Below are 26,511 nucleotides of genomic sequence, written 5' to 3'. Positions count from 1 at the left end.
CCCGGAGCGGCCGGGGGCGCGTACCGGGGCGCGCGACCGACGCGGGCGGCGTACGACGGCGCCCGTCCGGAGCCCGACAGGGGTACCCGCGCTGGCGCACGGGCCACCGCCGGGTTGCGCGAAGGGGCTGCCCCGCGCTTCCCCCTGTGCCAAGGTCGTCCCCATGCCCGACGCGACGCCGGCGAAGACGGCCGGAACCCGCCCCCGCATCCTGCACGTGATAACCGACCCGCGCCGCCGCGGCGCCCAGAACCTCGCCCGGGACCTCCACCGGGAACTGCGCCGCCGGGGCCAGGCCTCCGCCCTGCGCGCCCTCGCCCCGCACCCCGACGCCGCCCCCGACGCGCCCGACACCCTCGCCACCACGGTGCTCGGCCCCGCCCGCCTGCACCCCGCCACCCTGCGCGCCCTCCGCTCCGCCGCCCGCACCGCCGACCTGGTCGTCGCGCACGGCTCCGCCACCCTCCCCGCCTGTGCCCTCGCCCTGGCCGGCACCCGCACCCCGTTCGTCTACGTCTCCATCGGCGACCCCCGGCACTGGACGGCGAGCCCGCTGCGCCGGCTGCGCACCGGCGCCCTGCTGCACCGCGCGGCCGCGGTCACCGCGCTCGCCGACGAGGCCCGCACCCTCCTGCAGGAGCACTTCAGGCTGCCCGCCGGCAAGGTCCGCACCATCCCCAACGCCCGCTCCGCCGACCGCTACCCGCCCGCGCAGGGCGAGGCCGACCGGCGCGCCGCGCGCCAGGCGCTCGGCCTGCCCGTCGACGGCCTGCTGGTCGCCTGGATCGGCGCGATCGCCCCCGAGAAGCGGCTCGACCTCGCCCTCGACGCACTGGACCGGCTGCCCGACGTCCGGCTCGCGGTGGCCGGTGACGGTCCGCGGCGCGCCGCCCTGGAAGGGCATCCGGCCGCCGCCCGGGCCCAGTTCCTCGGCACCCTCGCCGACCCGGCCCCGCTCTACCGGGCCGCCGACGCCCTGCTGCTCACCAGCGACAGCGAGGGCGTGCCCGGCGTCCTGATCGAGGCGGCGCTGGCCGGGCTGCCCGCCGTCGCCACCGACGTCGGCTGGGTCCGCTCGGTGGTTCGCGACGGCGTCACCGGCGCGCTGGTCGCCCCCGGCGACCCGATCGCGCTCGCCGAGGCGCTGGCCAAGGTGCTGGCCGGTGACCGGGCGGCGCTCGGCGCGGCCGCCCGCGAGCACGTGCTGGAGCACTGCGAACTCGGCGTGGTGACCGACGCCTGGCAGCGGCTCTTCACCGAGCTGTGGGGCCGCTGACCGGAGGTGCGCACGGGCCGGAGCCGTCCGGGCCCGCAGCCGGGCCCGCAGCCGGGCACGGGCCGAGCCGCCGGGGCACGCACCCGCGCGGGGCCGCCGGGCCGGGCTGCGCCGATCGGGCGAATCCCGGCCCGGCCCCCTCGGGGCGAGTGGCCGATGACGATCCGTCACGGTCACACTGCGCGGTGTGAAATCCCTGCTGAGGTCCACCGTCCTGCTGGCCGTCGCCACCGGGATCGCCGCGTCCCCCGTCCAGGCCGGCGCGGCCACCACCCACCAACCGTCCCGCGAGGGCTCTCAGGCCGTTCGCGTCGACCAGCTGAAGCCGGTGCGCGAGAGCGCCCGTACCGAGGCCGTCGAGTTCTTCTGGTACGACTGCGGCCACTCCCAGCAGCTGGAGCAGCCGCTCCAGGCCTGGGCCGAGAAGCACCGGGCCGACGTCAACCTGCGCCGGGTGCCCGCGATCTGGCAGGGCAGCCCCGAGGAGCGCGCGCAGCGCGGCCATGCGCGCCTCTACTACACGCTGGAGCGCCTCGGCCTGGTCGAGCGCCTGCAGACCAGCGCCTTCCGTGCCATCCACTCCAACGAGCAGGACCTCACCACCGAGGAGACCACGGCCGACTGGGCGGTGCGCCAGGGCATCGAGCCGCAGGCCTTCCGCGACGCCTACCGCTCCGCCGACGTGCAGCGGAGCGTCGAGGACGCCGTCGCGCTGTTCGTCCAGTACCAGATCAACGAGCTGCCCACGGTGGTCGTCCAGGGCGAGGAGCGGACCTCGCCGACCAGGGCCGGCGGCGTCGAGGCGATGCCCGATGTCCTCGACCGGCTGGTCGAGCAGGACCAGCAGCGCAACCCCCGGCACTGACCCCTCTCCGGTCCGACCGATCACCTTCACCGAACCGACCCCCGGCGACCACACTGTGTGCCAGAGTGGACGCCGGGCCGCACCGCCGGGGTCGAGAACTGCCATGGTGGCAGGCCCACTTCTCGATACCGGCGGTACCGGAGAGGGCAGGGGTCCGTGGGGGGACAACGCGCGCAGCTCGTCGACGAGCGCGACAGCCAGACATCGGCCGCGTCGAGGCGGCCCGCGGTCGCCGACGGGCCGCCACCCGAGCTGGTCTTCAAACGCCGGCTGCGCCCCGCGCAGGTGGCCCGGGAGCTGTGGGGCGCGCGGGAGCTGGTGCGTGCCCTGGCCGAGCGCGACCTGCGCGCCCGCTACAAGCAGGCGGTGCTCGGCTTCGCCTGGGCGGTGCTGACCCCGCTGGCGCTCTGCGCCATCTTCACCCTGGTCTTCCACCGTGCCGTGAAGATCGACACCGGCTCGGTGGACTACCCGCTCTTCGCCTACGTCGGCCTGATCGTCTGGCAGTTCTTCAGCAACACCATGAACCAGGGCGCGCTGAGCCTGGCCAACAACCTCAGCCTGCTGAACAAGGTGTACTGCCCGCGCGAGGTCTTCCCGCTGGCCACCATGCTGGTCGCCAGCGTGGACATGGTGATCGGCGTCGGCGTCCTCGGCCTGCTCTTCCTGATCTTCTGGACCGCCCCGGCCGCCACCTTCCTCTGGGTGCTGCCGCTGCTGGCCATCCAGTTCGCCTTCACCTACGGCGTCGCGCTGATCCTCTCGGTCGCCGTCGTCTACCTGCGCGACGTCCGCCACCTGCTGCCGATCATCACGCAGATGGGCGTGTTCGCCACCCCCGTCGCGTACCCGCTGGCGCAGATCCCGCAGCGCCTGCAGGAGATCTACGTCGGCTTCAACCCGCTGGGCGCCGTCATCGAGGGCTACCGCGGCGCCCTGCTGTACGGCGACGCGCCGGACGTCGCGCTCACCTCGATCGCCGCGGTCTCCTCGCTGGTGTTCCTGGTCGGCGGCTACCTGCTGTTCAAGAAGCTGGAGACGGGGATCGCCGATGTCGCCTAGTCCCGCGCACCCCCTGGGCACCATCCGCACCGACCAGGTGTGGAAGCGCTTCAAGGCCGACCAGCAGCGGATGCTGCTGCGTGACAAGGTCGACTCGATGGCCCGCCGGCTGCGCGGCGAGAAGGGCGAGGAGTGGCGCTGGGCGCTGCGCGACATCACCCTGCACATCGAGCCGGGCGAGTCGGTCGGTCTGATCGGTTCCAACGGCTCCGGCAAGTCCACGCTGCTGAAGATGCTGACCCGGGTGATGTACCCGTACGGCGGCGTGATCGACGTGCGCGGCCGGATCGGTGCCCTGATCGAGATCCGGGCCGGCATCCACCCGGATCTGACGGGCCGTGAGAACATCTACCTGTTCGGCGCGTTGCTCGGCCTGCGGCGTCGCGAGGTGGCCACCCGGTTCGACGACATCGTCGAGTTCGCCCGGCTCGGCGGCGCGATCGACCGGCAGGTGAAGTTCTACTCCTCCGGCATGCAGATGCGCCTCGGCTTCGCCGTCGCCGCCTACCTGGAGCCCCATGTGCTGCTGGTGGACGAGGTGTTGGCGGTCGGCGACGCCGTCTTCCAGCAGCGCTGCCTGGACCGGATGCGCGAGGTCGCCGAGCAGGGCACCACCATCGTCTTCGTCTCCCACGACCTGCCCGCCGTGGAGTCCATCTGCCGGCGCGGGATCTGGCTGGAGCAGGGCTCGGTACGGGTGGACGCGGGCATCAAGGAGGCGATGGCCGGCTACCGGGACTCCATCGAGGCGCAGTCGGAGACCGGCGGCCGCACCGGCGAACCGCTGCAACTGCTCAAGCACGCCGTCCGGGGGGAGGACCGCGACAGCCTCACCACCGACGAGCCGATGACGGTCGAGCTGACCCTCGGCGGCGACTACCGGGGCGACGCCACCCTGCACCTGGGCGTCAGCGAGGGCACCTCCAGTCCGATCTTCCAGATCAGCCACGAAGTCCGGCTCACCGGGGAGGACCACCAGGTCGCCTGCGTGATTCCCCGACTGCCGCTGCCGCGCGGCCGCTACACGCTCTGGGCGGGCGTCTACAGCATCGGCCGGACCGACGGCGGCACGCTGATGAGCTGGCACTCGGTCGGCCAGTTCGACGTGTTCGGACCGATGCTGGACTCGCCGCCGCGCGCGGTCGTCCTGGCCGCGCCGGTGTTCGTCCCGCACCACTGGGAGGAGTGACCCGTGAGCCCTGTCCGGGTGCTGGTCCACCTCAACAACCTCGCCCTGGGCGGCGCCCAGCTCAACGCGGTCGACATCGCCCGCACCCTGCGCGACCGCGGGCACGATCCGGTGCTGTTCGCCCAGGGGGTGGCGGGCCCGGCTCCCCTGCTCGACGTCGCGGCCGGCCACGGCCTCGACGTGGTGGTCGCCGGCGGGCCCGACACCCCGCGTGCGGACGTCCGTCGCCGGCTCGGCCGCCTCGCCGCCGAGCACGGCAGCCAGCTGCTGCACGCCTGGGAGGTCCGGGCGGCCCGCAACTCCTACTTCGGGCCCGGGCGTTACGGCCGGCTGCCGGTGGTCACCACCTTCTACGGCATCCGGATGCTGCGCGGCCTCCCCCGGCACCAGCCGCTGGTGCTGGGCCTCGGCGCGCTGCTGGGGGACGGCCGGGCCTTCGGCCACCAGGACGTCAGCCTGATCGAGCCGCCGGTCAACACCGCCACCGACGCGCCGGGCCGGGTGGACGGCGCCGCGTTCCGACGCGAACACGGCATCCGGGACGGCGAGTTGCTGCTCGTCATCGTCACCCGGCTGGTGCCCGCGCTGGAGAAGGACGCGGGTGCCGAGCTCACCGTCGAGGCCGTCCGGCAGCTCGACGACCCGCGCGTGCGGCTCGTCGTCGTCGGCACCGGCCCCAGCCTGGAGCGGCTGCGCGCCCGCGCCGCTTCGGCCAATGCCGCGCTGGGCCGCCAAGCGGTCCTGGTGCCCGGGCAGTTGGCCGACCCGAGACCGGCCTACGACGCCGCCGACATCGTGCTCGGGATGGGCGGCTCGGCCCTGCGCGGCCTCGCCTTCGCCAAGCCGGTCGTCGTCCACGGCGCCGCCGGCTACACCGCCGTCCACGAGCCGGGCCCGCTGGTCGAACCGCACGCCTCGCGCTGCATGTACGGCTTCGGCGACGGCTCGCGCGTGCCCGAGCCGCTGGCGGCCCAGCTCCGCGACCTGCTCGACGACCCCGCCCGCCGCGCCCGGCTGGGTGCCTGGGGGCGGGAGTGGGTGGTCGGGCGTTTCTCGCTGGACAGCGTCACCACCGCCTTCGAGGACCTGTACACCCGGGTACTGGCCCGCCCGGCGCGGGTGACCGGCTGGTTGAAGGACCTGGAGCAGATGACCAGGTACGAGTTCACCAAGCCGGCCGCGCTACGGCTGCTGGGGCGCTGAGGGCGGACTCTAGCCCCGCAGCAGCAGGGTGACGAACCCGAGCGTGCCCCGGTAGCCGTGCAGCCACTCGGCGCGGTGCCGGTCGACGGCCTCGCGGGCGGCCGCCGCGTCCGGGTGGTCCGGGTGGTCCAGTGCCCACTGCGCGAGCGAGCCCGTCCAGGAGAACTCGTAGTCGTCCCACTCCTGGAGGCTGCTGACGTAGCCGTACACCGGGGTCCAGCCCTCCGCGATGACCCGGTCCGTGGTGGTCGCCAGGTCCGCGAACTCGTCCCGGGTCGCGCCCAGGCCGTCCAGCGCGGCCCGGGTGGGCTCGCGCTCCCAGAATCCGTCGCCGACCATGACCAGGCCACCCGGCGCCAGGTGCTCGCGGGCCGCCGCGAGGGTCGGCAGCAGCCCGCCGAAGGCGTGCGTCGCCCCGATGTTCAGTACCAGGTCGAACGGCTCGCGCGAGCTGAACTCCTCCGCCTTCTGGTGGTGCAGGCCGAGCCGGCGCTCCACACCGAGCGCCTCCGCCGTCTGCCGGGCCCGGGTCAGTGCCGCGGCGTCGAGGTCCACCCCGACCGCCTGCCAGTGCGGGCGCGCGGTCAACGCCCGCACCAGCCAGCCGCCTTCCCCGCAACCGAGGTCCAGCGCCCGGCCGGCGTCGGTGTGCTCGGTGGCACGGGCCAGCAGCCGGGCCACGGACTCGTCGGTGATCGGCGCGGCGATCGGGTGGTGGGCATGGGCGAGGCGGGAGATTGTCTGACGATCCATCCGGTCATTGTGGACCATGGACACCTCAGTACGTGCGGCCCTTCCACGCCGCTCCGCGGCCCCGCCAGTGCTGCACCGCCGAGTCCACCGTCATCAGCAGGTACAGCGAGGCCGTGAACGGCAGCAGCAGCGCGGCCGGCGCCGGTTGCCGGTAGTAGCGCAGCATCGGCAGGAAGGTGCCCGCCATCAGCGCCCACGCCGCACCGCCGGCCGCGGCCACCGCGCCGTGTCCGGCGACCAGCCCGGCCACGGTGGCCGCCGGTGGTACCAGGTAGACCAGCCCCAGCCCCAGCACCGTCCCGGCCAGCAGCGGCGGGGAGTGCCGCAGTTGGGCGTAGGCGCTGCGCGAGACCATCCGCCAGAGCTGGGCGAGCCGTGGGTAGGGGCGGACGCTGTCCACCTGCTCGGCCAGGCCCAGCCAGATCCGGCCGCCGGCCGCCTTCACCGCGCGGGCCAGCGACACGTCGTCGATCACCGCGCCCCGGATCGCCGCCACCCCGCCCGCCCGCTCCAGCGCCTCCCGCCGCACCAGCGAGCAGCCGCCCGCCGCGGCGGCCGTCCGGGCCCCGGGCCGGTTGCTGCGGCGGAACGGGTACAGCTGGGCGAAGAAGTAGACGAAGGCGGGCACGATCAGCCGCTCCCAGCCGCTCTCCACCCGCAGCCGGGCCATCTGGGAGACCAGGTCGCGCCGGTCGCTCTCGGCGGCGGCCACCAGCTCGGCGAGCGAGTCCGGGCCGTGCGCGATGTCCGCGTCCGTGAGCAGCAGGTACTCGGCGTCCGGGCCGGCCAGCTCGACCCCGTGCCGCAGCGCCCACAGCTTGCCGGTCCAGCCGGGCGGCAGCGGGGGAGGGGTGGTGACGGTCAGCTCCAGGCCCTCGGGCCTGCCGAGCGCGGCCGCCAGCGCGCCCGTCCCGTCCGAGCTGTGGTCGTCCACCAGGATCACCCGGGCCCGCCCCGGGTACTTCTGCGCGAGCAGGCTCGGCAGGCTGAGCGGCAGCACCTCCGCCTCGTCCCGGGCCGGTACCACCACCGCGACCTGCGGCCACCGGGCCGGCGGGCGGCGGGGCGGCAGCCGCACGTCGGTGCGCCAGAACAACCCGTGGCAGCAGGCCAGCCAGAGCCAGACCAGCAGGGAGAGGACGGCGATCCACAGCAGGACGGTCACCCGGGCAGTCTGCCGCACCAAGGGCCCGCGACGGTGGATCGACTAAAGTCTTGCCCTGTGAAGATCGCACTGATGGACTCGGGAATCGGCCTGCTGGCCGCCGCCGCCGCTGTCCGGCACCTGCGCCCGGACGCGGACCTGGTGCTCTCCTCCGACCCGGCCTCGATGCCCTGGGGCCCGCACACGCCCGAGGAGATCACGGAGCTCGCGCTCGGTTGCGCGCGGGCGGCGGCAGCCCTCGAACCGGACGCGCTGGTGATCGCCTGCAACACCGCCTCCGTCCACGCGCTCGACACGCTCCGGGCCGAGCTGGAGCCCGCGCTGCCGGTCATCGCCACCGTCCCGGCCATCAAGCCGGCCGCCGCGCTCGGCGGGCCGGTCGCGATCTGGGCCACCCCGGCCACCACGGGCAGCGCCTACCAGCGCGGCCTGATCCGCGACTTCGCCGGCCCGGCGGCCGTCACCGAGGTCGCCTGCCCGGGCCTGGCGGACGCCGTCGAGTACGGCGACGAGGCCGCGATCGACGCGGCCGTCGCCGATGCGGCGGCCCGGACCCCGGCGGGCACGGCTGCCCTCGTGCTCGGCTGTACCCACTACGAACTGGTCGCCGACCGCATCCGCACCGCCGTCGCGCCCGTCGCCGCCCCGCACCTCACCCTGCACGGCTCGGCCGGCGCCGTCGCCGCCCAGGCGCTGCGCCGGGTCGCCGACCCCGCCCGCCGGGGCAACGGCACGCTCACCGTCCTGCACGCGGGCCGCGGTGCCACCCTCCCCGCCGCGGTCCTCCTCTACCCCCAGGGCCTCGACCTCACCGCCCCCGCCGCCCCGGCGGCCTGACCTCGCGCGCCCGGGTCCGAACCCGCAGGGGTGCGGGACGGGCCCGCACGAACACTCGCGCGCCCGCCCGGCCCGCACTCCGCCCGCGGCAACCGCCTGCCGGCGCCGGCGCAGGAAGTCGGACCGGCCGACTTCCTGCGCACCGGTGCGTGCACCGCGCCGTCGGCTCCCCCGGCCGCTACGCCACCGCCTGCCCGCGCCAGCGCCGGTAGGCCGGTTCCAGCCCGGACAGGATGGTGTCGAAGCGGCGCGTGCTGGTGGTCGAGTCGACCTGGAGCCGGCTGATCTGGAGCGGATGGTCGGGGAGGCGGGGGCCGAGCCGGTGGTCGGAGAGGAACCCGAGCCGGTACCCCAGCTCCTGCAGGACGGTTTCGGCGCGCGGGTCGTGACCCCCGTCGGGGTAGGCGAACGCGATCGGCGGCTCGCCCAGCCAGCGGGTCAGCGCCTCGTGGGCGCCGGTGATCTCGGCCCGGACGGTGGCGTCGTCGCAGCGCCCGAGGCAGGGGTGCCCCTGGGTGTGGTTGCCGATGGCGACGCCGCCCTCGCGCAGGGCGATCAGGTCGGCCGGGGTGAGCTGCTCCTGCCGGGGCGGTCGCCGGTCCGCGCTGACCCGCAGCTCCTGGAGGCTGCGCCGCCGGTCGGGATCGGGCATGGCCTTGAGCCGGCGCAGCAACTGCGAGGGGTGCCCGCAGTCCAGCGACCGGGCGCGCCCGCCGTGCCGGGCCAGGAAGTCGGCCTCGTGCCACCAGAACGGCCGCTCCGTGCCGATCAGCTCGGAGATGACGAACGCGGCCGCCGGGATGCCCCGGTCGTTGAGGGCCGGCAGGGCGTGCGTGAGAACGCTGCGGTCGGCGTCGTCGAAGGTGACCAGCACGCTGCGGGCGGGCAGCGGCCGCCGCTCGGCGACGGCCTGCTGGACGGCCGCCAGCGAGACGGGCGTGGCGAGTCTTCGGAGCCGGTCGAGCTGGGCGCCGAAGGAGCGCGGATCGGTCACGCCGTGGTAGGCGAGCACGGCGAGCCGCTGCGCGGCCCTGGCCCGGAAGAGTGGTTGGACGGGGGCGAAGCGCAACCAGTCGCCCCGCTCCTCCGGCCGACCCGTCCCGGGCCGCGCGGCGTGCCGTCGGGCGGGCTGCCGGCCGCGTGGCAGTGGCTGGGGGACCGCGCTCACCGCCTGGGTGGCCGTCGGCCGGCCGGGTGCGGGTGGCGCGGTCGTGGGCGGTGAGGTCATCGGTGGTGCGGCCGCCGAGCGGCCGGTCGCCCGTTGCCGAGCGGCCGGCTGCCCGGCGGCCGCCTGCGGCAACGAGCGCACGTTCGCGCTCGGCAGGGTGCTGATGACGGACCCGATCCGGGCCATGGAGGTCGACGTCGTGGACTTGGACTGCGGCACGGTTCCCCCTCGGTCGCCGGTGCGGCGTGGCGGTACCGCCGGAGGATGGAGCCCGGCCTCCGACTCCAGGGCGCGGCGGCTCCGCCCCCTGGTGTTTTCCGGTCCTCGGCGGGGACTCCCAACCCGCACCGCGGACGGCTCCTGGATCGCTCAATGTAGTGGAGACGGATACGCCGCGTAGATGGTTGTACCGGACAGCCGAGGATTTTTCGCGGGCCGAAAACAGGCGCCCCCGAGTGCACGCCGGAGCGCTGACGGCGCCCGCGCCGCGCCGGGCCTTGGTTGCGCAGAGTAGTCGGAAAACAGCGTCCTGCGGGCTGCCTCCGGCGCTGCTCCGGGGTACCTTGGCCTCATGGCAGATGCGGAACGTGATCATTTGCACCCCCATGGTGCGACCCGGATGGCGCGCGTGTGGAGCGGTGGCGCGCTGGTCACCCACCAGCTCCCGCTGGCCGTGGTCGGTCTGGCCTGTCTGGCGCTCGGCATCGTGGTCGCCGTGGCGGTTCCGGACAGTGACGGTCCGGCGTGGGCGATGGCGGTGGCCGGCTGCCTCGCGGCCGGTGTGCTGCTGCTCGGCCGGATCGCGTTCGCCCTGCTGCGCTACCGGCGCGGCGCGACCCTCTGAGGCTCTCGGGCGCGGCGGCCGGCGCCCGCGCGACTCGGCCCGGCCGACCCCCTGGGCGGTGCGTCCGCCACCGGTCGCCGGCTGAACGGCCGATCGAGTCCGACCGGTCGGATCGGCCGGTTTCGGCCCATCTGCCGACTCCTTCTCGCTTCTTTCACAATTCCGGGCCATCAGCCCCACAGTTCCCCCTACTGTGAATTCCGTCCGGCAGCCAACTGCGCCGGATGCGTGGCCACTTGACGGCGCCGGGGAGGGTGCCGCAGAGGGGGGAGCGATGAGCGGCACCGCCGTGCCCGGGGCGTCCGAGGCGGCCGGACCGGCCGAAGGCATCCGCACCAGGGTCAAGCGCCAGCTGGCCCGCCGGGTCGGGGCCCGACCCGGCGAGGGTGTCACCGTCCTGATCTACCACCGCGTCGGCGGCGGCAGCCCGGACGAACTCGACGTCACCACCGCCGACTTCACCGCCCAGGTCGACCTGCTCGCCGAGCTGCCGCCGGGCCGGGTGGTCCCCCTCGACGAGGCCGTGGACCGGATCGAGGCCGGCCGCCGCACCCCCGCCGCCGTGCTCACCTTCGACGACGGCTTCGCCGACGTGTACGAGAACGCCTGGCCGCTGCTGCGCGAGCGCGCCCTCCCGTTCACCGTCTACCTCGCCAGCGGCCACGTCGGCGGCGAGATGCGCTGGGAGGGATCGACCGCCAAGGCCGCGGGCGCTCCCGCGCTCAGCTGGGAACAGCTGCGGGAGATGACCGCCTCCGGTCTGTGCACCGTCGCCAACCACACCCGCAGCCACGCCCGCCCCGAGCTGCTCACCACCGCCGAGCTGGACGCCTGCAACGACGACGTCGAACAGCACCTCGGCGTCCGCCCCCGGCACTACGCCTACACCTGGGGCGTTCCGGTGCCCCTCATGGAGGCGGCGCTGCGCGCCAGGTTCCGGTCCGCCGCCACCGGTGAGGTCGGGCGCAACGTGCCCGGCGTCGACCCGGTCCGGCTGCGCCGGGTGCCCGTCCGCCGCACCGACCCGATCGACTTCTTCCGCGCCAAGCTCTACGGCCGGCTGATCCCCGAGCGTGCCTACGCCCGGATCGTCGCCACCGCCAAGGCGGTGGGCGCCCGTGCCTGAGTCCGCCGCCGCGCCCGGGACACCCGCTCCCGCGCCCCGCGGGCCCGCCCCGCGGCTGCGCGGCCCCGGCGGCCGGCCACTGCGCGTCGCCCACCTCACCACCGTCGACATGAGCTTGCACCTGCTGCTCGCCACCGAGCTCAAGGTGGACCTGGAGGCGGGCTTCGAGACCTACGGCATCAGCGCGCCCGGCCCGTACGTCCCCGACATCGAGGCGATCGGCGTCCGGCACGAGCCGCTGCACGCCCTCACCCGGGCCTGGCGGCCGCGCGCCGACGCCGCCGCCGCCCGCGAACTGCTCGCCGTGCTGAACCGGCTGCGCCCCGACGTGCTGCACACCCACAACCCCAAGACCGGCGTCCTCGGCCGCGTCCTCGGCCGGCTGGCCCGGGTCCCGGTCGTCGTCAACACCTGCCACGGTCTCTGGGCGCAGGCCCACGACCCGCTCGCCAAGCGGGCGTTCGTGCTCGGCGCGGAGGCCTTCGCCGCCCGGTTCTCGCACGCCGAGCTGTACCAGAACGGCGAGGACCGCCGCACCCTGGCCGGGGCCGTCCCGGGCCGCCGCTCACGCGTCGTCGGCAACGGCGTCGACCTCACCCGGTTCGCCACCGCGCCCGGCGACCGGGCCCGCACCAGGGCCCGGGTGCGCGCCGAACTCGGTGTCGGTCCGGACGAACTGCTGGTCGGCGGCGTCGGTCGGAGGGTCGCCGAGAAGGGCATCGGCGAGTACGCCGCGGCGGCTCGCGCGCTGGCCGGGAAGGCCCGGTTCGTCTGGATCGGCCCGGACGACCCCGACAAGCCCGACGCCCACGGCGCCGAGTCCGGGGTCGAGTTCCCGGGCCCGCGCAGCGACATGCCCGCGGTGTACGCCGCCCTCGACGTCTTCGTCCTCCCCTCCTACCGGGAGGGGTTCTCCCGTTCCGCCATGGAGGCCGCCGCCGGCGGCCTGCCGATGGTGCTCAGCGACATCCGCGGCTGCCGCGAGATCGGCACCCACGACGAGCACCTGCTCCTCGCCCCGCCCGGGGACGCCCGGGCCCTCACCAGCGCGCTGGACCGGCTTCTCACCGAGCCCGGCCTGCGCGAACGGCTCGGCGCCGCAGCACGGCGCCGCGCCACGGCGCACTTCGACCAGCGCGCCGTCGCCGGGGTCTCGCTGGAGACCTACGCGGCCGTCGCCCGCGCCAAGGCACTGCCCTGGACGGTCGACTGAGTCCACGTACTCCCACACACCGCATCAGGGGGAAGGACCGTCATGAAGCGAGGGGGGGACCTCGCGGTCACCGTCCTGGCCGGGATCGTCGCGATCCCGCTGGGCCTGCTGATCGCCCTGCTGATCCGCCGCACGATGGGCGGACCGGCGCTCTTCCGCCAGACCAGGACCGGATGGCGCGGAAAGGAGTTCGAGATCCTCAAGTTCCGCACCATGCGGGACAAACGCTTTCCCGAGGAGCCGGACGCACCCCGGATCACCCGGCTCGGCGCGCTGCTCCGCAAGACCAGCCTGGACGAGCTGCCGCAGCTGTGGAACGTCGCCCGCGGCGAGATGGGCGTGATCGGGCCCCGGCCCACCCTGCCCGAACAGGTCGTCCACTACTCCCGCCGCCAGCGCGGCCGGCTCGACGTCCGGCCGGGCCTGACCGGCTGGGCCCAGGTCCGGGGCCGCAACTCCATCACCTGGCCCGAGCGGATCGAGCTCGACCTCTGGTACGTCGCGCACCGCTCGCTCCTGCTGGACCTGCGCATCCTGGTGCTCACCGTCGGGGTGCTGCTGCGCCCCAGCGGCATCACCGCCGCCGGCGGGGTCAACCCGGGCTTCCCGGCGCCCACCGAGCCCGTGAGCACGGCTCACGAGCCCTCGACCACCGCCCCCGAGCCCGTCGTCCGCCCGCTCACCACGATCAGCCTGCCCCGGCAGGCCACCGCGTCCCGGCTGGCGCAGCCCGTCCACGCGGCCGTCGAGGAGGCGTCCTGACCCCGGGAACGGGCAGGATGGCCGCCATGGCCACCGAACACCGAGAACTCTGGATCGCCGGCGCGGGCGGCGTCGGCCGCGAGGCGTTGGACACCGCGCTCGCGGCCGGCGTCCCGGTCGCCGGCTTCCTGGACGACCGCGGGCACGGCGGCGCCGTCCGCGGCCTGCCCGTCCGCCGGCCCGACGACGTCCCGGCCGGGGCGCGCTACCTGGTCGGGATCGCCGACCCGGCGGTCCGGCAGCGGCTCGCCGCGCTGCTGGACGGCCGGGGCGCGGTGCCCGCCACCCTCGTCCACCCCCGGGCCCTGATCGCTCCCGACACCGAACTCGGCCCCGGCTGCCTGGTGATGGGTGGCGCGTACGTGTCCAGCAGCGTGCGCCTCGGCGCGCACAGCCAGGTCCACTACAACGCGACCGTCGGCCACGACAGCGTGTTCGGAGAGCGGGTGACGCTCTACCCGGGCGGCAACGTCTCCGGCGCCGTGCAGCTCGCCGACGGCGCCACCGTCGGCAGCAACGCCGTGGTGCTGCAGGGCCGCAGGATCGGCGCGAACGCCTTCGTCGGCGCGGCCGCGGTGGTGACCAGGGACGTCCCGGCCGGTGAGGTGGTGGTCGGCTCGCCGGCCAGACCGCTGGTCAGGACGCGACCCTAGGCGCCCTTCGGTTCGGTGCCCCGGGGCCCGCGCCGCGCCGGATAGGGTGCGGACCATGGCTATCCCCGCGTTCCTCGCCGAACTCCGCGCCGTGGTCGGTACCCGCCCGCTCTGGCTCAGCGCCGCGGCCTCGGTCGTCCTCGACGACGACGACCGGGTACTGCTCGTCCGGCGGGCCGACGACGGGCGTTGGGCCCTGCCCGGCGGCATCCTCGACCCGGGGGAGCAGCCCGCCGACGGCGCGGTGCGCGAGTGCCTGGAGGAGACCGGTGTGGTGGTCGTCCCCGAGGCGCTCGCCTCGGTCGACGTCTCGCCCGAAGTCACCTACCCCAACGGCGACATGACCCAGTACCTGGTCCTCGTCTTCCGCTGCCGCCCGGTGGGCGGCGAGGCCAGGGTCAACGACGACGAGTCGCTCGCGGTCGGCTGGTTCGCCCCGGACGAGCTGCCGCCGATGGTCGAGGCGGAGCACAAGGCGCTGCGTCAGGCCCGGGAGTGCCGGGGTACGGCGCGCTTCGAGTGGGAGGGCACGGAGCGACCGTGACCGGACGGCTGGCCGACATCCCCCTGCTGGACGGGCCGGTGGAGGTTCGCGGCGCCCTGCACCTGGAGCGCACCGCCCACGGTCTGCGGCCCTGGCGGCTGCCGGCCTGGACGGCCGCGCAGTTCCCGGACGAGGCGCTGCGCCGGGTGGCCCAGATGCCCTCCGGTGTGCGGCTGGCCTTCCGGACGGCGGCGACGGTGCTCGAACTCGCCCTCCAGGCGCCGCCGGAGCCCCCGCGCCCGGGCGCGGTCGAGCTGGTGCTGGACCGCCTGCGGACCGACCGGGCCGAGCTGCCGGCGGCCGGCGGGCCCGCGGTGCTGCGCTTCACGGCGGGAGCGGCCGGCGACGCCGAGCGGGAGGTGGAGCTGTGGCTGCCGCAGTGGACCTCCGTCGAGTTGGTCGCCCTGCGCGCGGACGCGCCCGTGCTGGCGCCCCGCCCGAGCGGCCGCCGCCGCTGGCTGCACCACGGCAGCTCGATCAGCCAGGCCCCGGAGGCCGATTCGGCCGCGGAGACCTGGCCCTGGATCGCCGCCGACCGGGCCGGCGCGGACCTGGTGAACCTCTCGCTGGCCGGCAACGCCCACCTGGACCCGTTCACCGCCCGGACGGTACGGGACCAGCCGGCCGACCTGATCAGCCTCAAGATCGGCATCAACGTCCTGACCGCGGCCTCGTTCCGGCGGCGCACCTTCGGACCGGCCGTGCACGGCTTCCTGGACACCGTTCGCGAGGGCCATCCGGACACCCCGGTGCTGGTGGTCTCCCCGGTGCTCAGCCCGCCGTTCGAACGCACGCCCGGGCCGGGGCGGTACGAGCAGACGGCCGACGGCCCCCGGTTCGCCTCGCTCGGCGACCCCGCGGACGTCCCGGCCGGGGCGCTCACCCTGGAGACGGTCCGCGCCGAACTGGCCCGGATCACCGCCGCGCGGTCGGTCGCCGATCCCCACCTGCACTACCTGGACGGGCTGGCGCTGCTCGGGCCGCGGGACGCCGACGGGCTCGCCGACCTGCTGCACCCGAACCCGGCCGGGCACCGGCTGATCGGCGAGCGGTTCGCCGCGCTGGCCTTCGGCCCCGGCGGTGCCTTCGCGCCGGCCTGACCCGGCACGGGGCCGGGCCTTGCGCGGGCCTGACCCCGTGCGGGCCCGGCCGGTCCTCAGAGCGTGCGGAACCACTCCGCGGTACGCTCCAGCCCCTCGCGCAGCGGCACCGGCCGGACCTCCGGGAACAGTTCGCGCAGCCGCGCGTTGTCGGCCTGCGAGTCCCGGACGTCGCCGGGCCGGGGATCGGTGTGGGCCACCGTGACCGGGTGTCCCAGCACCGACTCCATCGTGGTGACCAGCTCCAGCAGCGACGTCCGGGTGCCGAAGGCCAGGTTGACCGGGTCGGGGTGCACCACCCGGCGCAGCACCGCCTCGGTGATCACCTGGGTGACGGTGCCGACGTAGGTGAAGTCCCGGCTCTGGCCGCCGTCCCCGTGCACCGTCACCGGCCGCCCGGCCAGGGCCGCGTCCAGGAAGGCCGGCACCACGGCCGCGTACGCGTGCCCGGCGGGCTGGAGCGGGCCGAAGACGTTGAAGAACCGCAGCGGCAGCACCCCCAGCCCGTAGCAGTGGTGGTAGGCGGCCAGGTAGGACTCGGTGGCCAGCTTGCTGACCGCGTACGGGCTCATCGGCGCGGTGCGCATGGTCTCGCGCTTGGGCAGCTCGCGGTTGGCGCCGTAGACCGAGGACGAGGAGGCGGCGGCCACGTACGGCCCGCCGGCCCGGCGGGCCGCCTCCAGCACCTCCAGGGTGCCGGTCGCGTTGGCGTGGTGGCTGGCCAGCGGGTCCGCGACGGAGCGCGGGACGGACGGCAGCGCGGCCAGGTGCACCACGGCGTCGGCCCCCGCGAACGCCTCGTCCAGCAGGGCGCGGTCGAGGATGCTGCCCTCGTACAGCGTGGCGTCGACGCCGGCCAGGTTCGCCTTCCTGCCGGTGGACAGGTCGTCCACCACCCGGACCTGGGCCACCTCGGGGCGGGCCAGCAGGGCCCGGACCAGGTTGGCTCCGATGAATCCGGCTCCGCCGGTGACGACCACGCGCATGGCTGAGGCTCCCCCTCCGCACCGCCCGGCCCGCTCGGCCCGGCCCTGTGCCGATGGTAGCCGGGCGGTCACCCGCGGTGGGGCGGAACGCCGAGAAGGGCCCGGCGGCCGGCGCCGGCTCAGTCCTTCTGCTGGCGGTACGCCTCCTCGGCCGCGTCCAGCACCGCCGCGAGGTCGCCGCCGGCCGTCGCGGTGGCGACCGCGGCCACCGCGCCCTCCACGAAGGGGGCGTCGGCGAACCGGACGGGGAACGGCAGCCCGTGCTCGTCCGCGTCGGAGAGCAGGGCCCGGACGGTGGACACCGCGCTGCCGAGGTCGGCGAGCACCACCACGCCGTGCCCCTGGTCGACCCGGCGGGTGGCGGCGGCCACCAGCACCGCGCTGATCCCCGGGCCGGAGAGCAGGTCGCCGCCGGTCGCGGCGACCGGGGCGGGGGAGTCGGAGCCGGCCAGCGCGAGCGCCAGGGCGCGTACCGCGGCGGCCAACTCCTGGCTGTGCGAGACCAGGACGATCCCGACCCGCCCGTGGAGGGGCGGCCGGCCGGGCGCCGGCCGGGGCAGCGGGGTGCGCGCGGGTGGGGTGCGGGGCGCCGGGGGGTGGGCCGAGGGGGCCTCGGAGATGGGGATGACATCGGCGCTGGTGCCGTCCCGGCGGCTCATCGGCTGCTCCTGGGGGCGTCGGGGTGAGGGCCTTCCACACTCTGGCAGCTCGGCCGCCGCCCGGCGGGGCGGGACACGCTCTCGGTGCGGCGCCCGGCCCGATCCCGGGGGTGCGAGGGGTGTGCGCGGGCGCTGTCCGGCCGGCCGCCTCCCGGCGCGGGGCGGCGGCCCGCGGGGCCCGCGGGCGGAGCGCCGGCCCCGGTCGGGGGAGTCCTCGGCAACCCGCTGACCCGGGCGGCGGCGGTGACTAGGCTGGCCTCGCAAAGCCGTCGGGAGGAGACCAGCAGTGGCAGCCAATATCGGGACTGACGTGGATTCGGCCGTGGACGCGGCCGTGGAGGTGGCTGCGGCGGCGCCGGAGCTCGCGCCGAGCGGGAAGCCGAAGGTGGACTTCACCGGGGCGACCTGGCTGTGCAGCAGCCAGGGGGTCGGGGACGTCCAGATCGCGTTCGTGGACGGCTACATCGGCATGCGGGACGGCCGCCAGGAGGACGGGCCGGTCCTGGTGTTCACGCCGGGGGAGTGGCGCGCCTTCGTGCTCGGTGCCCGGGACGGCGAGTTCGACCTCACCTGAGGCCCGCCGGAGATCCGGTCGGAGCCCTCATCGGAGTTTTCCGTCGGAGATCTCTGTGGGAGATCTCACCGGCGGAGCCGGCCGGAGAGCCGGGAGAAGAGTGCCGAAACGGGCCCTGTGAGGGGCCCGTTTCCATCTTTTGATCAGTTTTGAGCGTACCCGGTCATAAATTCTGTTGACTGTTAGACAAGCGCAGCTCAGAGTATGAGCACAGGCAGACGCCGTGCCCACCGCCCCCACGCGGCCAGACACGGCGCCTGCTGTGCAGCCCGGCAGCGATGCCGGACCTGCCTCCCAGTCATCCCCTGCGCACCGGGGGTGCGTTGGCCGGTCCCGGCCCACAAGGGGCCGGCAGTCGCCGGGAGGCTGACACCGGAGCCGAGAGCGACTCGACGTCGGTGCCGGGTGCTCGGGACCCGCACGCCCCCACGCGGCGGCGTCCCGAGCAGATCCGCGGGAGCGACGGGCCGGGGCCCCGCGGACCTTGCTTGTGTGAGGTGGAACTGTTGGCTTGTGTGCTGTGCTGTGTGCGACGACGAAGCTGGGTGCTCGGCGGTTCGGCACGACAATGTGCACAGTGAGGGATACGCGTGTAGGGCCGCGTTGCGACATGCCGTCCCCCCGGAGGGTGAAACCCAGAACGGCTGTCGTGCTGAACCGAACGTAGCCCGGACGGTTGCTCAGAGTCAACATTGGTCTCTGAGCGTGGATCTCCGTCCAGGGCCCCACCCACCCCGCGAGAGTGGTGTGCCGGGCACGTACGATGTTCCCATGTCTTTTCTCCGCCGTCGCTCCGGACAGCCCGCCGGCCCGGACTTCGACGTGCTCGCGATGGACCCGGGCGACTGGCCCGGCGACTTCGGTGCGGCCATGATGACCGGCCCGGACGGCTCCTGCCAGGGGATTTTCCTCCGCTACGACCTGTTCGGAGGCAGAGGCCCGGCGATGTTCATCGGCAACCTCCCCGACGGCTCGCCGGCCCGCGAGACCGGGGACGAGGTGCCCTTCGAGGTCCGGCAACTGCTCGCGGCGCTGGAGAACGAAGAACCGGTCGAGTTCGTCTCGGCGGAGGACTTCCCGGTGATGCTCGGGGATGATCTGCTGATCGTGAAGAAGGTCAAGGTCAGCGAGGGCCGGGTGTTCTGCTCCCAGTTCGGGCGCAGCGACGGCGTCCAGGTCACCATCGCCTCCTGGGACCGACCGATTTCGGACGACCTCTACCAACTGCTCAAGCCGCTTCCGGCGGACATGTTCCAGCAGGGCTGACGGGCACCCCGGCCGCGTCCCGGTCGGGGCCGGTCCGCGCTCCGGGCGCTGCTTGACGGTTTCGATCAACGCTTCGTACAGTCGCGAACATGTCGTGCCGTCTCCCGCTGCTGACCCGTCGCAGCTACCTGGACCTGCGGCGCACCGCGAGCGCGGTGTGTCGGGGCCACTGAGGGGGATTCGTCCCCGAGGCGGCGGGTGGTCGGCCGAGTGGCCGGCGCCGATCCGGGGGCGGTCGTTCCGCTGACCTCCGGGGTCGCCAACCGGTACTGCGCGCCCGTCCGGCGTGCCGCCCGCACTTGCCGAGCCCACGCTGCCGCCCGGAGGCACCAGCACCATGACCACCATCGCTGCCGACCAGTCGCCCGTCGCCGCCGCCCTCGCCGGGCTGCCCCGGGTCGTCGACCTGCTGGCGGCCCGCGCCGAGGAACACGACCGCGACGCCACCTTCCCCTACCAGGGCATCGAGGCGGTGCACGAGGCCGGCCTGCTCACCCTCACCGTCGCCCAGCGGTACGGCGGCCCCGGCGGCACGCTCGCCGACACCGTCCGGGTGCTCGCCCAACTCGGCCGGGGGGACGCCTCGGTGGCCGTGGTCACCGCCTTCACCCTGTTGCAGCACGCCGAGCAGGCCCGGGTGGCGGGCTGGCCGACGGCCGGCTACCGACGGCTGCTCACCGAGTCCCGCCGGGGACCGGCCCTGGTCAACACCCTGCGCGCCGAGCCCGGCGGCCAGGCCGGCGCACCGCCCGCCACGGTGGCCCGGCGGGACGGCGACGGCTGGCTGCTCAGTGGCCGAAAGACGTACTGCGCCGGCGCCGAGGCGCTGGCCTGGATGGCGGTCACCGCGCGGACCGACGAGCCGGTGCCGCGGGTCGGCACCTTCCTGGTCCGGGGCGAGAGCGAGGGCATCGAGGTCGACCCGACCTGGGACCAGCTCGGCCTGCGGGCCAGCGCCAGCCACGACGTGGTGCTGGACGCCGTCCGGGTGCCGAGCGAACTCGCGCTCGGCCTCACCGCCCCGAGGAGTGGCCGAGCCGGTGGGCCCGCCCGCGACCCGGCGGCGCCGCCCGGGGCGGCCGTCACCGGCAGTGCCCCGGAGAATCCGGTGTCCGCCGCCGAACTCACCCGCGCCTGGCACGACCTGGCGCTGTCCGCCGTCGCCCTCGGGGTGGCCCGCTCGGCCGAACAGTGGCTGGTCCGCTTCCTGAACCAGCGCACCCCCGCGAACCTCACCGAGCCGCTCGGCAGCCTGCCCCGCTACCGCTGCGCGCTGGGCGAGATCGAGGCCCAGCTGATCGGTGCCGAGGAGCTGGTCAACGGACTGGCGCCGCGGGTGGACCGGGCCGAGCCGGACGCCGTCGCCCGGACCGGGCCCGCGCAACTGCTCGCCACCCGTGCGGCGATAGCGGCCGTCCAGCAGGCGGTCTCGCTCACCGGCAGCCCCGGCCTGAGCCGTCGTCACCCGCTGGAGCGCTACCTGCGCGACGTCCTCAGCAGCCGCGTCCACTTCGCTCCGGACGAGTCCGTCCTGGACGCCGCCGGTCGGGCCGCCCTGGAGCGCGGACGACGCCCCTGACCGGCCGGTCAGGGGCGCTGCGTCCGTCCGGCCGGTCCGACGCCGTACTCCTGCTCGGCGGGTGGCGACGACTCAGCGGGTGCCGACGGCGGCGCGGACGGCCCGGCGGGCCAGGGCCGCGTCGTCGTACAGCCGGCGGATCATGATCCGCTGCTCCTCGCCCGCACCGGGCACGTCGTACAGCCGGATCTCCCGCATCAGCACCAGCACCAGGTTCACCAGGAACGCGTCCCGGGCCAGCGTGCCGCCGCTCTGGGCGAGTTGGCTGATCTGCCGGCGGGCCGCGGTGTCCCCGGAGAGCACGCTCCAGAGCACCGCCAGGTCGTAGCCCGGCAGGTACCACCCGGCCTGCTCCCAGTCGACCAGCACCGGGCCGGACGGCGCCAGCAGCATGTTGCTGAGCAGGGCGTCGCCGTGGCAGAGCTGGAGCGGGGTGTGGCTCAGGCCGTGCAGCAGGCCGCGCAGATCGCCGGCGTCCCGGTCGGTGAGCTGGCCCACCGAGTGGTAGCGGGCGATCTCCAGCTGGTAGTCCATCCGCGGCTGGAACACGTCGGTCGGCGGCCGCCACAGGTTGAGGGTGCGGACGGCGGTGAGCAGCGCCCGCACCTCGCCCGGGGTGGGCGCGTTGACGGGGTGCCGCTCCCGGGCGGCGGGCCGGCCGGGGACGCGCTCCATGACGAGCACGCAGCGGTCGTGGTCGGCCGCGACCAGCCGGGGCAGCCGCACCGGCGGGCGGTGCCGGACGAAGGCCCGGTAGACCGCGACCTCGTGGTGGAAGTCGGCCACCAGCTGCTCGAAGTACTCACTGCGCACGGCCTGCGGGGCCAGGCACTTGGCGACCACCGGCGCCCGCCCGATGGTGCCCGCCACCAGGATGTGGCGGCTCCCCTCGCGCAGCACCTGGCGCGGGGTGAACGCGGGGCATATCCGGGCGACACCCGCCAGCGCGGCCCGTACCGCGGGGGTCTGCAGCGCCGCCGGGTCGATCCGCTCGGGGGCGCCGGGCTGGCCCGGCCGCATCGGCGGGCGCAGCAGCCGGCCGTCGCCCGGCCGGACACCCGGGATCCGGGCGCCCACCGGCAGGACGGACTCGGGGCCGCGCAGCCCCAGCGCCGTCCGGGCGGCCTGGCCCCGCGCGTCCGTGGTCCGGCCGTCGGCGCCGCGCGGCACCGCGGGGCGGCTCGGCGCCGGCACCTGCTTCGGACCGGGACGGCCGGCGGCCGCGCCCGGGGGGCGCAGCGCGGTGCGGGTCGCGGTGGGCGTGGGGGAGGTCGCTGATGAGTACATGGGGTGAGGGTGGTCCCTTTCTGTCCGTCGGCGGGTGCGCCCCGCGGTGCGGGGAGGGCCGGTGCCGCGTGCTTCCTGGCGTGACGGCGGCCCTGTCTCGGTGCGGTGGGTGGAGCGCGGGCGCCGGGCACGGACGCGGGGGCCGGAGCCCCTTGCTACGGCGGTGCTCCGGCCGTCCGCACCCTGGGGAATGCGGACGACCGGACTGCCGTGGCCGTGCCCGGCGCCCCCGCGCCACCCGGCCGCGCCACCCCCTCGGGTGAGGACCGGGGACGCCCCGTGACACGGTCGGGGGAGTGCCTCCGACCTGCCCGGTGCGCCGCCCGACCCGAGGGGCGAGGTGGCGCACCTCTACATCACACCCGGACGGCACTGGTTGGTAATGTGGCGGACCCTGGCGAAGCCTGGCGAATGCTCGCCTGGCACATGACGGAGCCTCTAGCCTCGAACCAGCCGAGGAACCTGGGGGCTTCACGTGAGCAGGGGACCCAACACCCGACTCGCCGATCTGTTCGTCCTGACCGGATGGTCGAAGGGCGAGCTCGCGCGGCTGGTCAACCGGCGTGGTGCCGCGATGGGACAGCAGCAGTTGTCCACCGACACCTCGCGGGTCCGGCGGTGGATCGAGCAGGGAGAGATCCCGCGCGATCCGGTGCCGAGGGTACTGGCGTCCGTGTTCACGGAGCGGCTCGGCCGTGTCGTCACCACTGAGGACCTCGGTCTGGAACGACACCGGCCCACCAGGACCGGAGCGGCGCAGCCCGCAGCACCTCCATGGGAGCCGGATCGTACGGCCGCGGTCCTCACCGAGTTCACGGGAATGGACCTCATGCTCAACCGACGTGGATTGGTGGGTGCGGGCGCCGCGCTCACGGCCGGGGCGGTCATCGCCGACACTCTCAAAGGCTGGCTGGGCGGGGACGCCGTCGCGTACGCGGCGTCCGCACCCGGACCCCGACAGGTCGTCACCCAGGGCGGTGCCCGCCCGGTGGTGGACGTGTACGACGCGGGCCCGGTCGGGCTCGACGAAGTGGAGGCGCTGGAGCGCTCGGTGCAGGTGTTCCGCGCCTGGGACGCGGCGCGCGGCGGCGGCCTCCAGCGCAAGGCGGTGGTCGGCCAGCTCAACGAGGTGGGCGGTCTGTTGACGCACCGCCACGACCCGGCGGCGGAGCAGCGGCTGTGGCTGGTCGCGGCCAACCTCGCGGTGCTGGCGGGCTGGATGTCGCACGACGTCGGCCTGGAGCCGACCGCGCAGAAGTACTTCATGATCGCCGCCGAGTCGGCCAAGGAGGCCGGCGACCGCCCCAGGGCCGGCGAGGCGATCTCCCGGGCCGCCCGGCAGATGGTGCACCTGGGCCGGGCCGACGACGCGCTCGACCTGATGTCGGCGGCCAGGGCGAGCGGCGGCCGGGTGCTGCCCAGAACCCGGGCGATGCTGAACACGGTGGAGGCCTGGGCGCACGCCTCGATCGGGCACTCGCAGGACACCTGGCGACTGCTCGGCGAGGCCGAGGACCTCTTCGCCGAGGACGTGTCCGAGCCGCCGCCGTCGTGGATGCAGGTCTTCGACGAGGCAGAGCTGCGCGGGATGCAGGCACTGGTGCTGCGCACTCTCGCGGAGCACGATCCGACGGCGGCCCCGCAGGCGCGCCGTCAGGCCGAGCGGGTGATCAGTCTGCGCGAGGGCACCGGCCAGCTGCGCTCGGCGCTGTTCGACCGGATCACGCTCGCTTCGGTGCACTGGCTCACCGGGGAGCCCGACGCGGCGGAGTTCCAGGCCAAGATGGTGATGAACCTGATCGGCCAGAACTCCTCGCACCGCACCTGGGACCGGCTGCGCGAGATGTACCGGCTGACCGCCCGCTACCGGGGTCTGCCGGTGGTGGACGAGCTGCGCGCGCAGCTCGGGCGGGAGCTGCGGCAGGCGGACGCCAAGAACCGGCCGAAGCTCGCCTGAGCCGGTCGGTTCGGGGTCCGCCGACCTGTCCGGTCACCTCGTGCGGGTCTGCCGGGTCTGCCGGGTCTGCCGGGTTCGTCCGGTCCGTCCGGGTTCGCCGTCGTCCGGTTCCGCCGTCAGGCGGGGTCGGCGGGGCGCAGCAGCATGCGCAGCGCCGTCACGGTGCCGTCCGTCCCGAGGACGGGCTCGCCCGCACACTCGACCGTGCCGCGCCCGCCGTCGGGGTGGCAGACCTGGAGGGTGCCGAAGGCGTGCCGTCCGTGCACCAGCGCGTCGGTCATCATCCGGCGCAGCTGCGGCCGGTCCGCCTCGGCGAGCCGGTCGGGCAGCCGGTCGAGGCTGAGCGGGCCGTGCCCGGGGTCGCAGCCGAGCAGGCGGAACATCTCGGCGGACCACCGGACGTCGTCGGTGAGCAGATCCCACTCGGCGGAGCCGACCACGGGGCCGGACGGCGCCTGTGCCGTGCCGTCCACTCTGCCGCCCACCGAGCCGTCGTCCGCCCCGGCGTCCGTCCGTCGGGCGTCGCGGGGGCGCACGGCCCGGCGGGCGGTGGGGGCAGGCATGCTCATGGCGAACCCATCGGTCGAGGTGGGCGGAGGGGGTGGTCGTGGGGTGGGAGACTGTCGAATCAGTGAGAAGACTGTCGCACAGCGGAGTCACCCCTGTGGGGGATTTGGGCAGATCTCTGGCAAAATTCCTCCGGCATATGCCAGTGCGGCAGGAGGGCCGATTGCCCTGTGTGCGGCGAGGTGTCCGAGGCGGTAACCTTCGGTGATTCCGGCGCCCGGGCGCCCACCGCAGTACCGACCAGTGACCCCGGCGACGGAAATCCCGTTGCCACTACGACCGCCGCAACGGATGCTGACCTCATGTTCGAGCCAGTGATAGCACCCAGTGCCAGCCTCCTCGGCCTCCTCCAGCGAGGCCGCGGTGACGGGCAGCTCCATGCGCTGGCCGCCGACCGAACCGAAGCCCTCGCCGCGCTCGAGGAGTGCGTCACCAGGGACCCGAGAGCCGACTGGCAGCTCGAGAACCGCTCCCTCTACTACGCGCGCCTCTACATGGAACTGGAGGCGCCGCTCGACGGCATCGAGGACCACCTCCACGACCCGGAGGACCTCCTCGACGACGACGAGTACCGCACCGGTCTCGCCCTCTCGGTACTGGGCCACCTCGCCGCGTACGGCCGGCGCGACGCGCTGCTGATGCTGCGCGAGTACGCCGCCACCGGCACCAACTGGGCCTGGGCGCTGGACGAGCTCGCGCTGCGCGACGACGACCGCGGCCTGCTGCTGCTCGGTACCGCCGTGCTGGACCACTTCCCGCCGGGCCCCGAGGGCGACGCCGAGCTGCGTGAGTTCATCCGCGGCGCGTACGAGCCACGGCCCTGGCGGCTCTGGGCGGCCTACCACCCACGGGTCGCCGCGGCGAGCGAGCAGTCCCCGTTCGACCTCTGGCAGCGCCAGCTGAACCGCAGCGGTGTGACCCCGGGCTGGTCCACCGCCGACGTCCTCGCCTGGGCCGACCAGGGCGAGCTCGGCGGCCTCGGTGCCGCCGCCTTCGCCGGCCGGCCCGACCGCCCGGAGCCCGCCCGCGACGCGGGCGATCCCGCCGGCCCCGACGCCGTGGACCGCCGGGCCGCCGCGGCCGCCCGCTGCCTGGCCGCCGTGGTGCGCCCCGAGGACCGCCCCGCCGTGCTGGAGGCCGCCCGCGGCGGACTGCCCGGCGCCCGCCGGGCCGCCCTGCGCTACCTGGTCGACCAACAGGACCCGGCCGCCGCCGGCCTGATCGAGGCCGCCGCCGCCGATGTCGACGACCGGACGGTGCGCGCGGCCCTGGAGCTGCTCGGCCGGATGCGCGGCCCCGAGGCCCTGGCCCACGCCCGTCGCTGGGCCGACCCGGCGACGGGTGGCGCCGACAGCGCCCTCGGCGAGGCCGCCGTCCAGCTGCTCGCCGACGCCGGGGAGCCCGGCGACGAGGCGCTGGTGGTGGCCGGGCTGCGCCGTTGGATCTCGGTCCGCGGGGTCGGCGGCCCCGGGCTCGGATCGTTGGTCGACGGTGCGGGGCGGCTGGCCGCCGCCGAGGCCGTCCCCGTCCTGCGTCACATCTACGGCGAGGCCGCCTCGTCCGAGCTGCGCGGCCGTGCGGCCCGCGCGCTCGCCGCGACCGACGTGGCCTTCCCCGAGGGCCCGGCCGTCGAGTGCCTCTGGGACTGCGAGGAGTCGACCCGGGAGCTCGCCGCGAGGCACGTCGCCACCACCGGCGACGCCCGCGTGCTGGAGCGCCTGCGCCGCCTCGCGGCCGACCCGGCCGAGGAGGCCGAGGTCCACGCCGCCGTGCGCGGCCGGCTGACCGCCGCCCGCGAGCGAAGCCGGTAGACCCCGGTACTCCGGTACACCGATACTCCGGTACGACGAAGCGGGCCGGGCACCTGATCAGGTGC

General features: G+C 75.2%; 25 protein-coding genes. 18 read left to right on the top strand and 7 right to left on the bottom strand.

What is annotated here, in order from left to right:
- Positions 1-163 precede the first annotated feature (163 nt).
- From ACFVYI_RS32260 to ACFVYI_RS32240, 5 genes are all read left to right on the top strand, one after another.
- Positions 164-1,276 carry a glycosyltransferase family 4 protein gene (locus ACFVYI_RS32260; protein WP_387892148.1) on the top strand — a complete coding sequence of 371 codons (1,113 nt, stop codon included), beginning with the start codon at positions 164-166 and terminating at the stop codon, positions 1,274-1,276.
- A gap of 187 nt (positions 1,277-1,463) precedes the next feature.
- Positions 1,464-2,141: a thiol:disulfide interchange protein DsbA/DsbL gene (locus ACFVYI_RS32255; protein WP_387892146.1), complete on the top strand. Its 678-nt coding sequence runs from the start codon at positions 1,464-1,466 to the stop codon at positions 2,139-2,141.
- Positions 2,142-2,297: 156 nt separating this feature from the next.
- Positions 2,298-3,203 carry an ABC transporter permease gene (locus ACFVYI_RS32250; protein WP_387892145.1) on the top strand — a complete coding sequence of 302 codons (906 nt, stop codon included), beginning with the start codon at positions 2,298-2,300 and terminating at the stop codon, positions 3,201-3,203.
- Positions 3,193-4,392 (top strand): polysaccharide ABC transporter ATP-binding protein, encoded by a 1,200-nt coding sequence (locus ACFVYI_RS32245; RefSeq protein ID WP_387892143.1) that lies wholly within the window; start codon positions 3,193-3,195, stop codon positions 4,390-4,392. Before ACFVYI_RS32250 ends, ACFVYI_RS32245 begins: the two co-directional genes overlap by 11 nt.
- 3 nt (positions 4,393-4,395) lie before the next feature.
- Complete coding sequence (locus tag ACFVYI_RS32240) at positions 4,396-5,595, top strand: glycosyltransferase family 4 protein (RefSeq protein ID WP_387892142.1); 1,200 nt, start codon at positions 4,396-4,398, stop codon at positions 5,593-5,595.
- Positions 5,596-5,604: 9 nt separating this feature from the next.
- Here ACFVYI_RS32240 and ACFVYI_RS32235 read toward each other — a convergent pair whose 3' ends face one another.
- Positions 5,605-6,348 (bottom strand): SAM-dependent methyltransferase, encoded by a 744-nt coding sequence (locus ACFVYI_RS32235; protein WP_387892141.1) that lies wholly within the window; start codon positions 6,346-6,348, stop codon positions 5,605-5,607.
- Positions 6,349-6,373: 25 nt separating this feature from the next.
- Positions 6,374-7,513: a glycosyltransferase gene (locus ACFVYI_RS32230; protein ID WP_387892140.1), complete on the bottom strand. Its 1,140-nt coding sequence runs from the start codon at positions 7,511-7,513 to the stop codon at positions 6,374-6,376.
- Between the two features lie 57 nt (positions 7,514-7,570).
- Here ACFVYI_RS32230 and ACFVYI_RS32225 point away from each other — a divergent pair, with 57 nt between their 5' ends.
- On the top strand, positions 7,571-8,350 hold the full coding sequence (locus tag ACFVYI_RS32225; protein ID WP_387892138.1) for a glutamate racemase: 780 nt from the start codon (positions 7,571-7,573) through the stop codon (positions 8,348-8,350).
- Positions 8,351-8,528: 178 nt separating this feature from the next.
- Here ACFVYI_RS32225 and ACFVYI_RS32220 read toward each other — a convergent pair whose 3' ends face one another.
- On the bottom strand, positions 8,529-9,737 hold the full coding sequence (locus ACFVYI_RS32220; protein ID WP_387892136.1) for a polysaccharide deacetylase family protein: 1,209 nt from the start codon (positions 9,735-9,737) through the stop codon (positions 8,529-8,531).
- Between the two features lie 400 nt (positions 9,738-10,137).
- Here ACFVYI_RS32220 and ACFVYI_RS32215 point away from each other — a divergent pair, with 400 nt between their 5' ends.
- The 7 genes from ACFVYI_RS32215 (at position 10,138) to ACFVYI_RS32185 (ending at position 15,760) form a co-directional block, all read left to right on the top strand.
- Entirely contained in the window at positions 10,138-10,362 is a 225-nt protein-coding gene (locus ACFVYI_RS32215; RefSeq protein ID WP_329490825.1) for a hypothetical protein, read from the top strand.
- 274 nt (positions 10,363-10,636) lie between these two features.
- A complete protein-coding gene (locus ACFVYI_RS32210; RefSeq protein ID WP_387892134.1) occupies positions 10,637-11,488 on the top strand; it encodes a polysaccharide deacetylase family protein in 852 nt (283 codons plus the stop codon).
- Complete coding sequence (locus tag ACFVYI_RS32205; RefSeq protein WP_387892133.1) at positions 11,481-12,701, top strand: glycosyltransferase; 1,221 nt, start codon at positions 11,481-11,483, stop codon at positions 12,699-12,701. The genes ACFVYI_RS32210 and ACFVYI_RS32205 overlap by 8 nt, the downstream gene beginning before the upstream one ends.
- Before the next feature lie 42 nt (positions 12,702-12,743).
- Entirely contained in the window at positions 12,744-13,463 is a 720-nt protein-coding gene (locus tag ACFVYI_RS32200) for a sugar transferase (protein WP_387892131.1), read from the top strand.
- Positions 13,464-13,489: 26 nt separating this feature from the next.
- Positions 13,490-14,116: an acetyltransferase gene (locus ACFVYI_RS32195; protein WP_387892129.1), complete on the top strand. Its 627-nt coding sequence runs from the start codon at positions 13,490-13,492 to the stop codon at positions 14,114-14,116.
- Positions 14,117-14,171: 55 nt separating this feature from the next.
- On the top strand, positions 14,172-14,660 hold the full coding sequence (locus ACFVYI_RS32190) for an NUDIX domain-containing protein (RefSeq protein ID WP_387892127.1): 489 nt from the start codon (positions 14,172-14,174) through the stop codon (positions 14,658-14,660).
- Entirely contained in the window at positions 14,657-15,760 is a 1,104-nt protein-coding gene (locus ACFVYI_RS32185) for a GDSL-type esterase/lipase family protein (RefSeq protein ID WP_387892126.1), read from the top strand. The genes ACFVYI_RS32190 and ACFVYI_RS32185 overlap by 4 nt, the downstream gene beginning before the upstream one ends.
- A gap of 56 nt (positions 15,761-15,816) precedes the next feature.
- Here ACFVYI_RS32185 and ACFVYI_RS32180 read toward each other — a convergent pair whose 3' ends face one another.
- Together ACFVYI_RS32180 and ACFVYI_RS32175 are read right to left on the bottom strand one after the other, a co-directional pair.
- Positions 15,817-16,746 carry an NAD-dependent epimerase/dehydratase family protein gene (locus ACFVYI_RS32180; protein ID WP_387892124.1) on the bottom strand — a complete coding sequence of 310 codons (930 nt, stop codon included), beginning with the start codon at positions 16,744-16,746 and terminating at the stop codon, positions 15,817-15,819.
- Positions 16,747-16,865: 119 nt separating this feature from the next.
- Positions 16,866-17,405, bottom strand: a complete 540-nt coding sequence (locus ACFVYI_RS32175) for a PTS-dependent dihydroxyacetone kinase phosphotransferase subunit DhaM (RefSeq protein ID WP_387892123.1) — start codon at positions 17,403-17,405, stop codon at positions 16,866-16,868.
- 334 nt (positions 17,406-17,739) lie between these two features.
- Between ACFVYI_RS32175 and ACFVYI_RS32170 the strand changes: the two genes are divergently transcribed.
- The 3 genes from ACFVYI_RS32170 (at position 17,740) to ACFVYI_RS32160 (ending at position 20,824) form a co-directional block, all read left to right on the top strand.
- Positions 17,740-17,979: a DUF397 domain-containing protein gene (locus ACFVYI_RS32170; RefSeq protein ID WP_387892203.1), complete on the top strand. Its 240-nt coding sequence runs from the start codon at positions 17,740-17,742 to the stop codon at positions 17,977-17,979.
- 771 nt (positions 17,980-18,750) lie between these two features.
- Complete coding sequence (locus ACFVYI_RS32165) at positions 18,751-19,245, top strand: hypothetical protein (protein ID WP_360639615.1); 495 nt, start codon at positions 18,751-18,753, stop codon at positions 19,243-19,245.
- Positions 19,246-19,582: 337 nt separating this feature from the next.
- On the top strand, positions 19,583-20,824 hold the full coding sequence (locus ACFVYI_RS32160; RefSeq protein ID WP_387892122.1) for an acyl-CoA dehydrogenase family protein: 1,242 nt from the start codon (positions 19,583-19,585) through the stop codon (positions 20,822-20,824).
- 72 nt (positions 20,825-20,896) lie between these two features.
- Here the strand turns inward: ACFVYI_RS32160 and ACFVYI_RS32155 are convergent, their stop codons facing one another.
- On the bottom strand, positions 20,897-22,111 hold the full coding sequence (locus ACFVYI_RS32155; RefSeq protein ID WP_387892120.1) for a phosphotransferase: 1,215 nt from the start codon (positions 22,109-22,111) through the stop codon (positions 20,897-20,899).
- Between the two features lie 475 nt (positions 22,112-22,586).
- On the opposite strand from ACFVYI_RS32155, the gene ACFVYI_RS32150 reads away from it, so the two are divergent.
- On the top strand, positions 22,587-24,068 hold the full coding sequence (locus ACFVYI_RS32150; protein ID WP_387892118.1) for a hypothetical protein: 1,482 nt from the start codon (positions 22,587-22,589) through the stop codon (positions 24,066-24,068).
- 116 nt (positions 24,069-24,184) lie between these two features.
- Here the strand turns inward: ACFVYI_RS32150 and ACFVYI_RS32145 are convergent, their stop codons facing one another.
- The gene (locus tag ACFVYI_RS32145) at positions 24,185-24,637 is read right to left on the bottom strand and encodes a hypothetical protein (RefSeq protein WP_387892116.1); all 453 of its coding nucleotides are present in this window, start codon (positions 24,635-24,637) and stop codon (positions 24,185-24,187) included.
- Positions 24,638-24,937: 300 nt separating this feature from the next.
- Here ACFVYI_RS32145 and ACFVYI_RS32140 point away from each other — a divergent pair, with 300 nt between their 5' ends.
- Positions 24,938-26,446 (top strand): HEAT repeat domain-containing protein, encoded by a 1,509-nt coding sequence (locus ACFVYI_RS32140; RefSeq protein WP_387892114.1) that lies wholly within the window; start codon positions 24,938-24,940, stop codon positions 26,444-26,446.
- Positions 26,447-26,511 lie beyond the last annotated feature (65 nt).

Source organism: Kitasatospora sp. NPDC058218 (assembly GCF_042882445.1).
GTDB lineage: Bacteria > Actinomycetota > Actinomycetes > Streptomycetales > Streptomycetaceae > Kitasatospora.
This window is presented reverse-complemented; position numbering and strand designations above follow the sequence as displayed.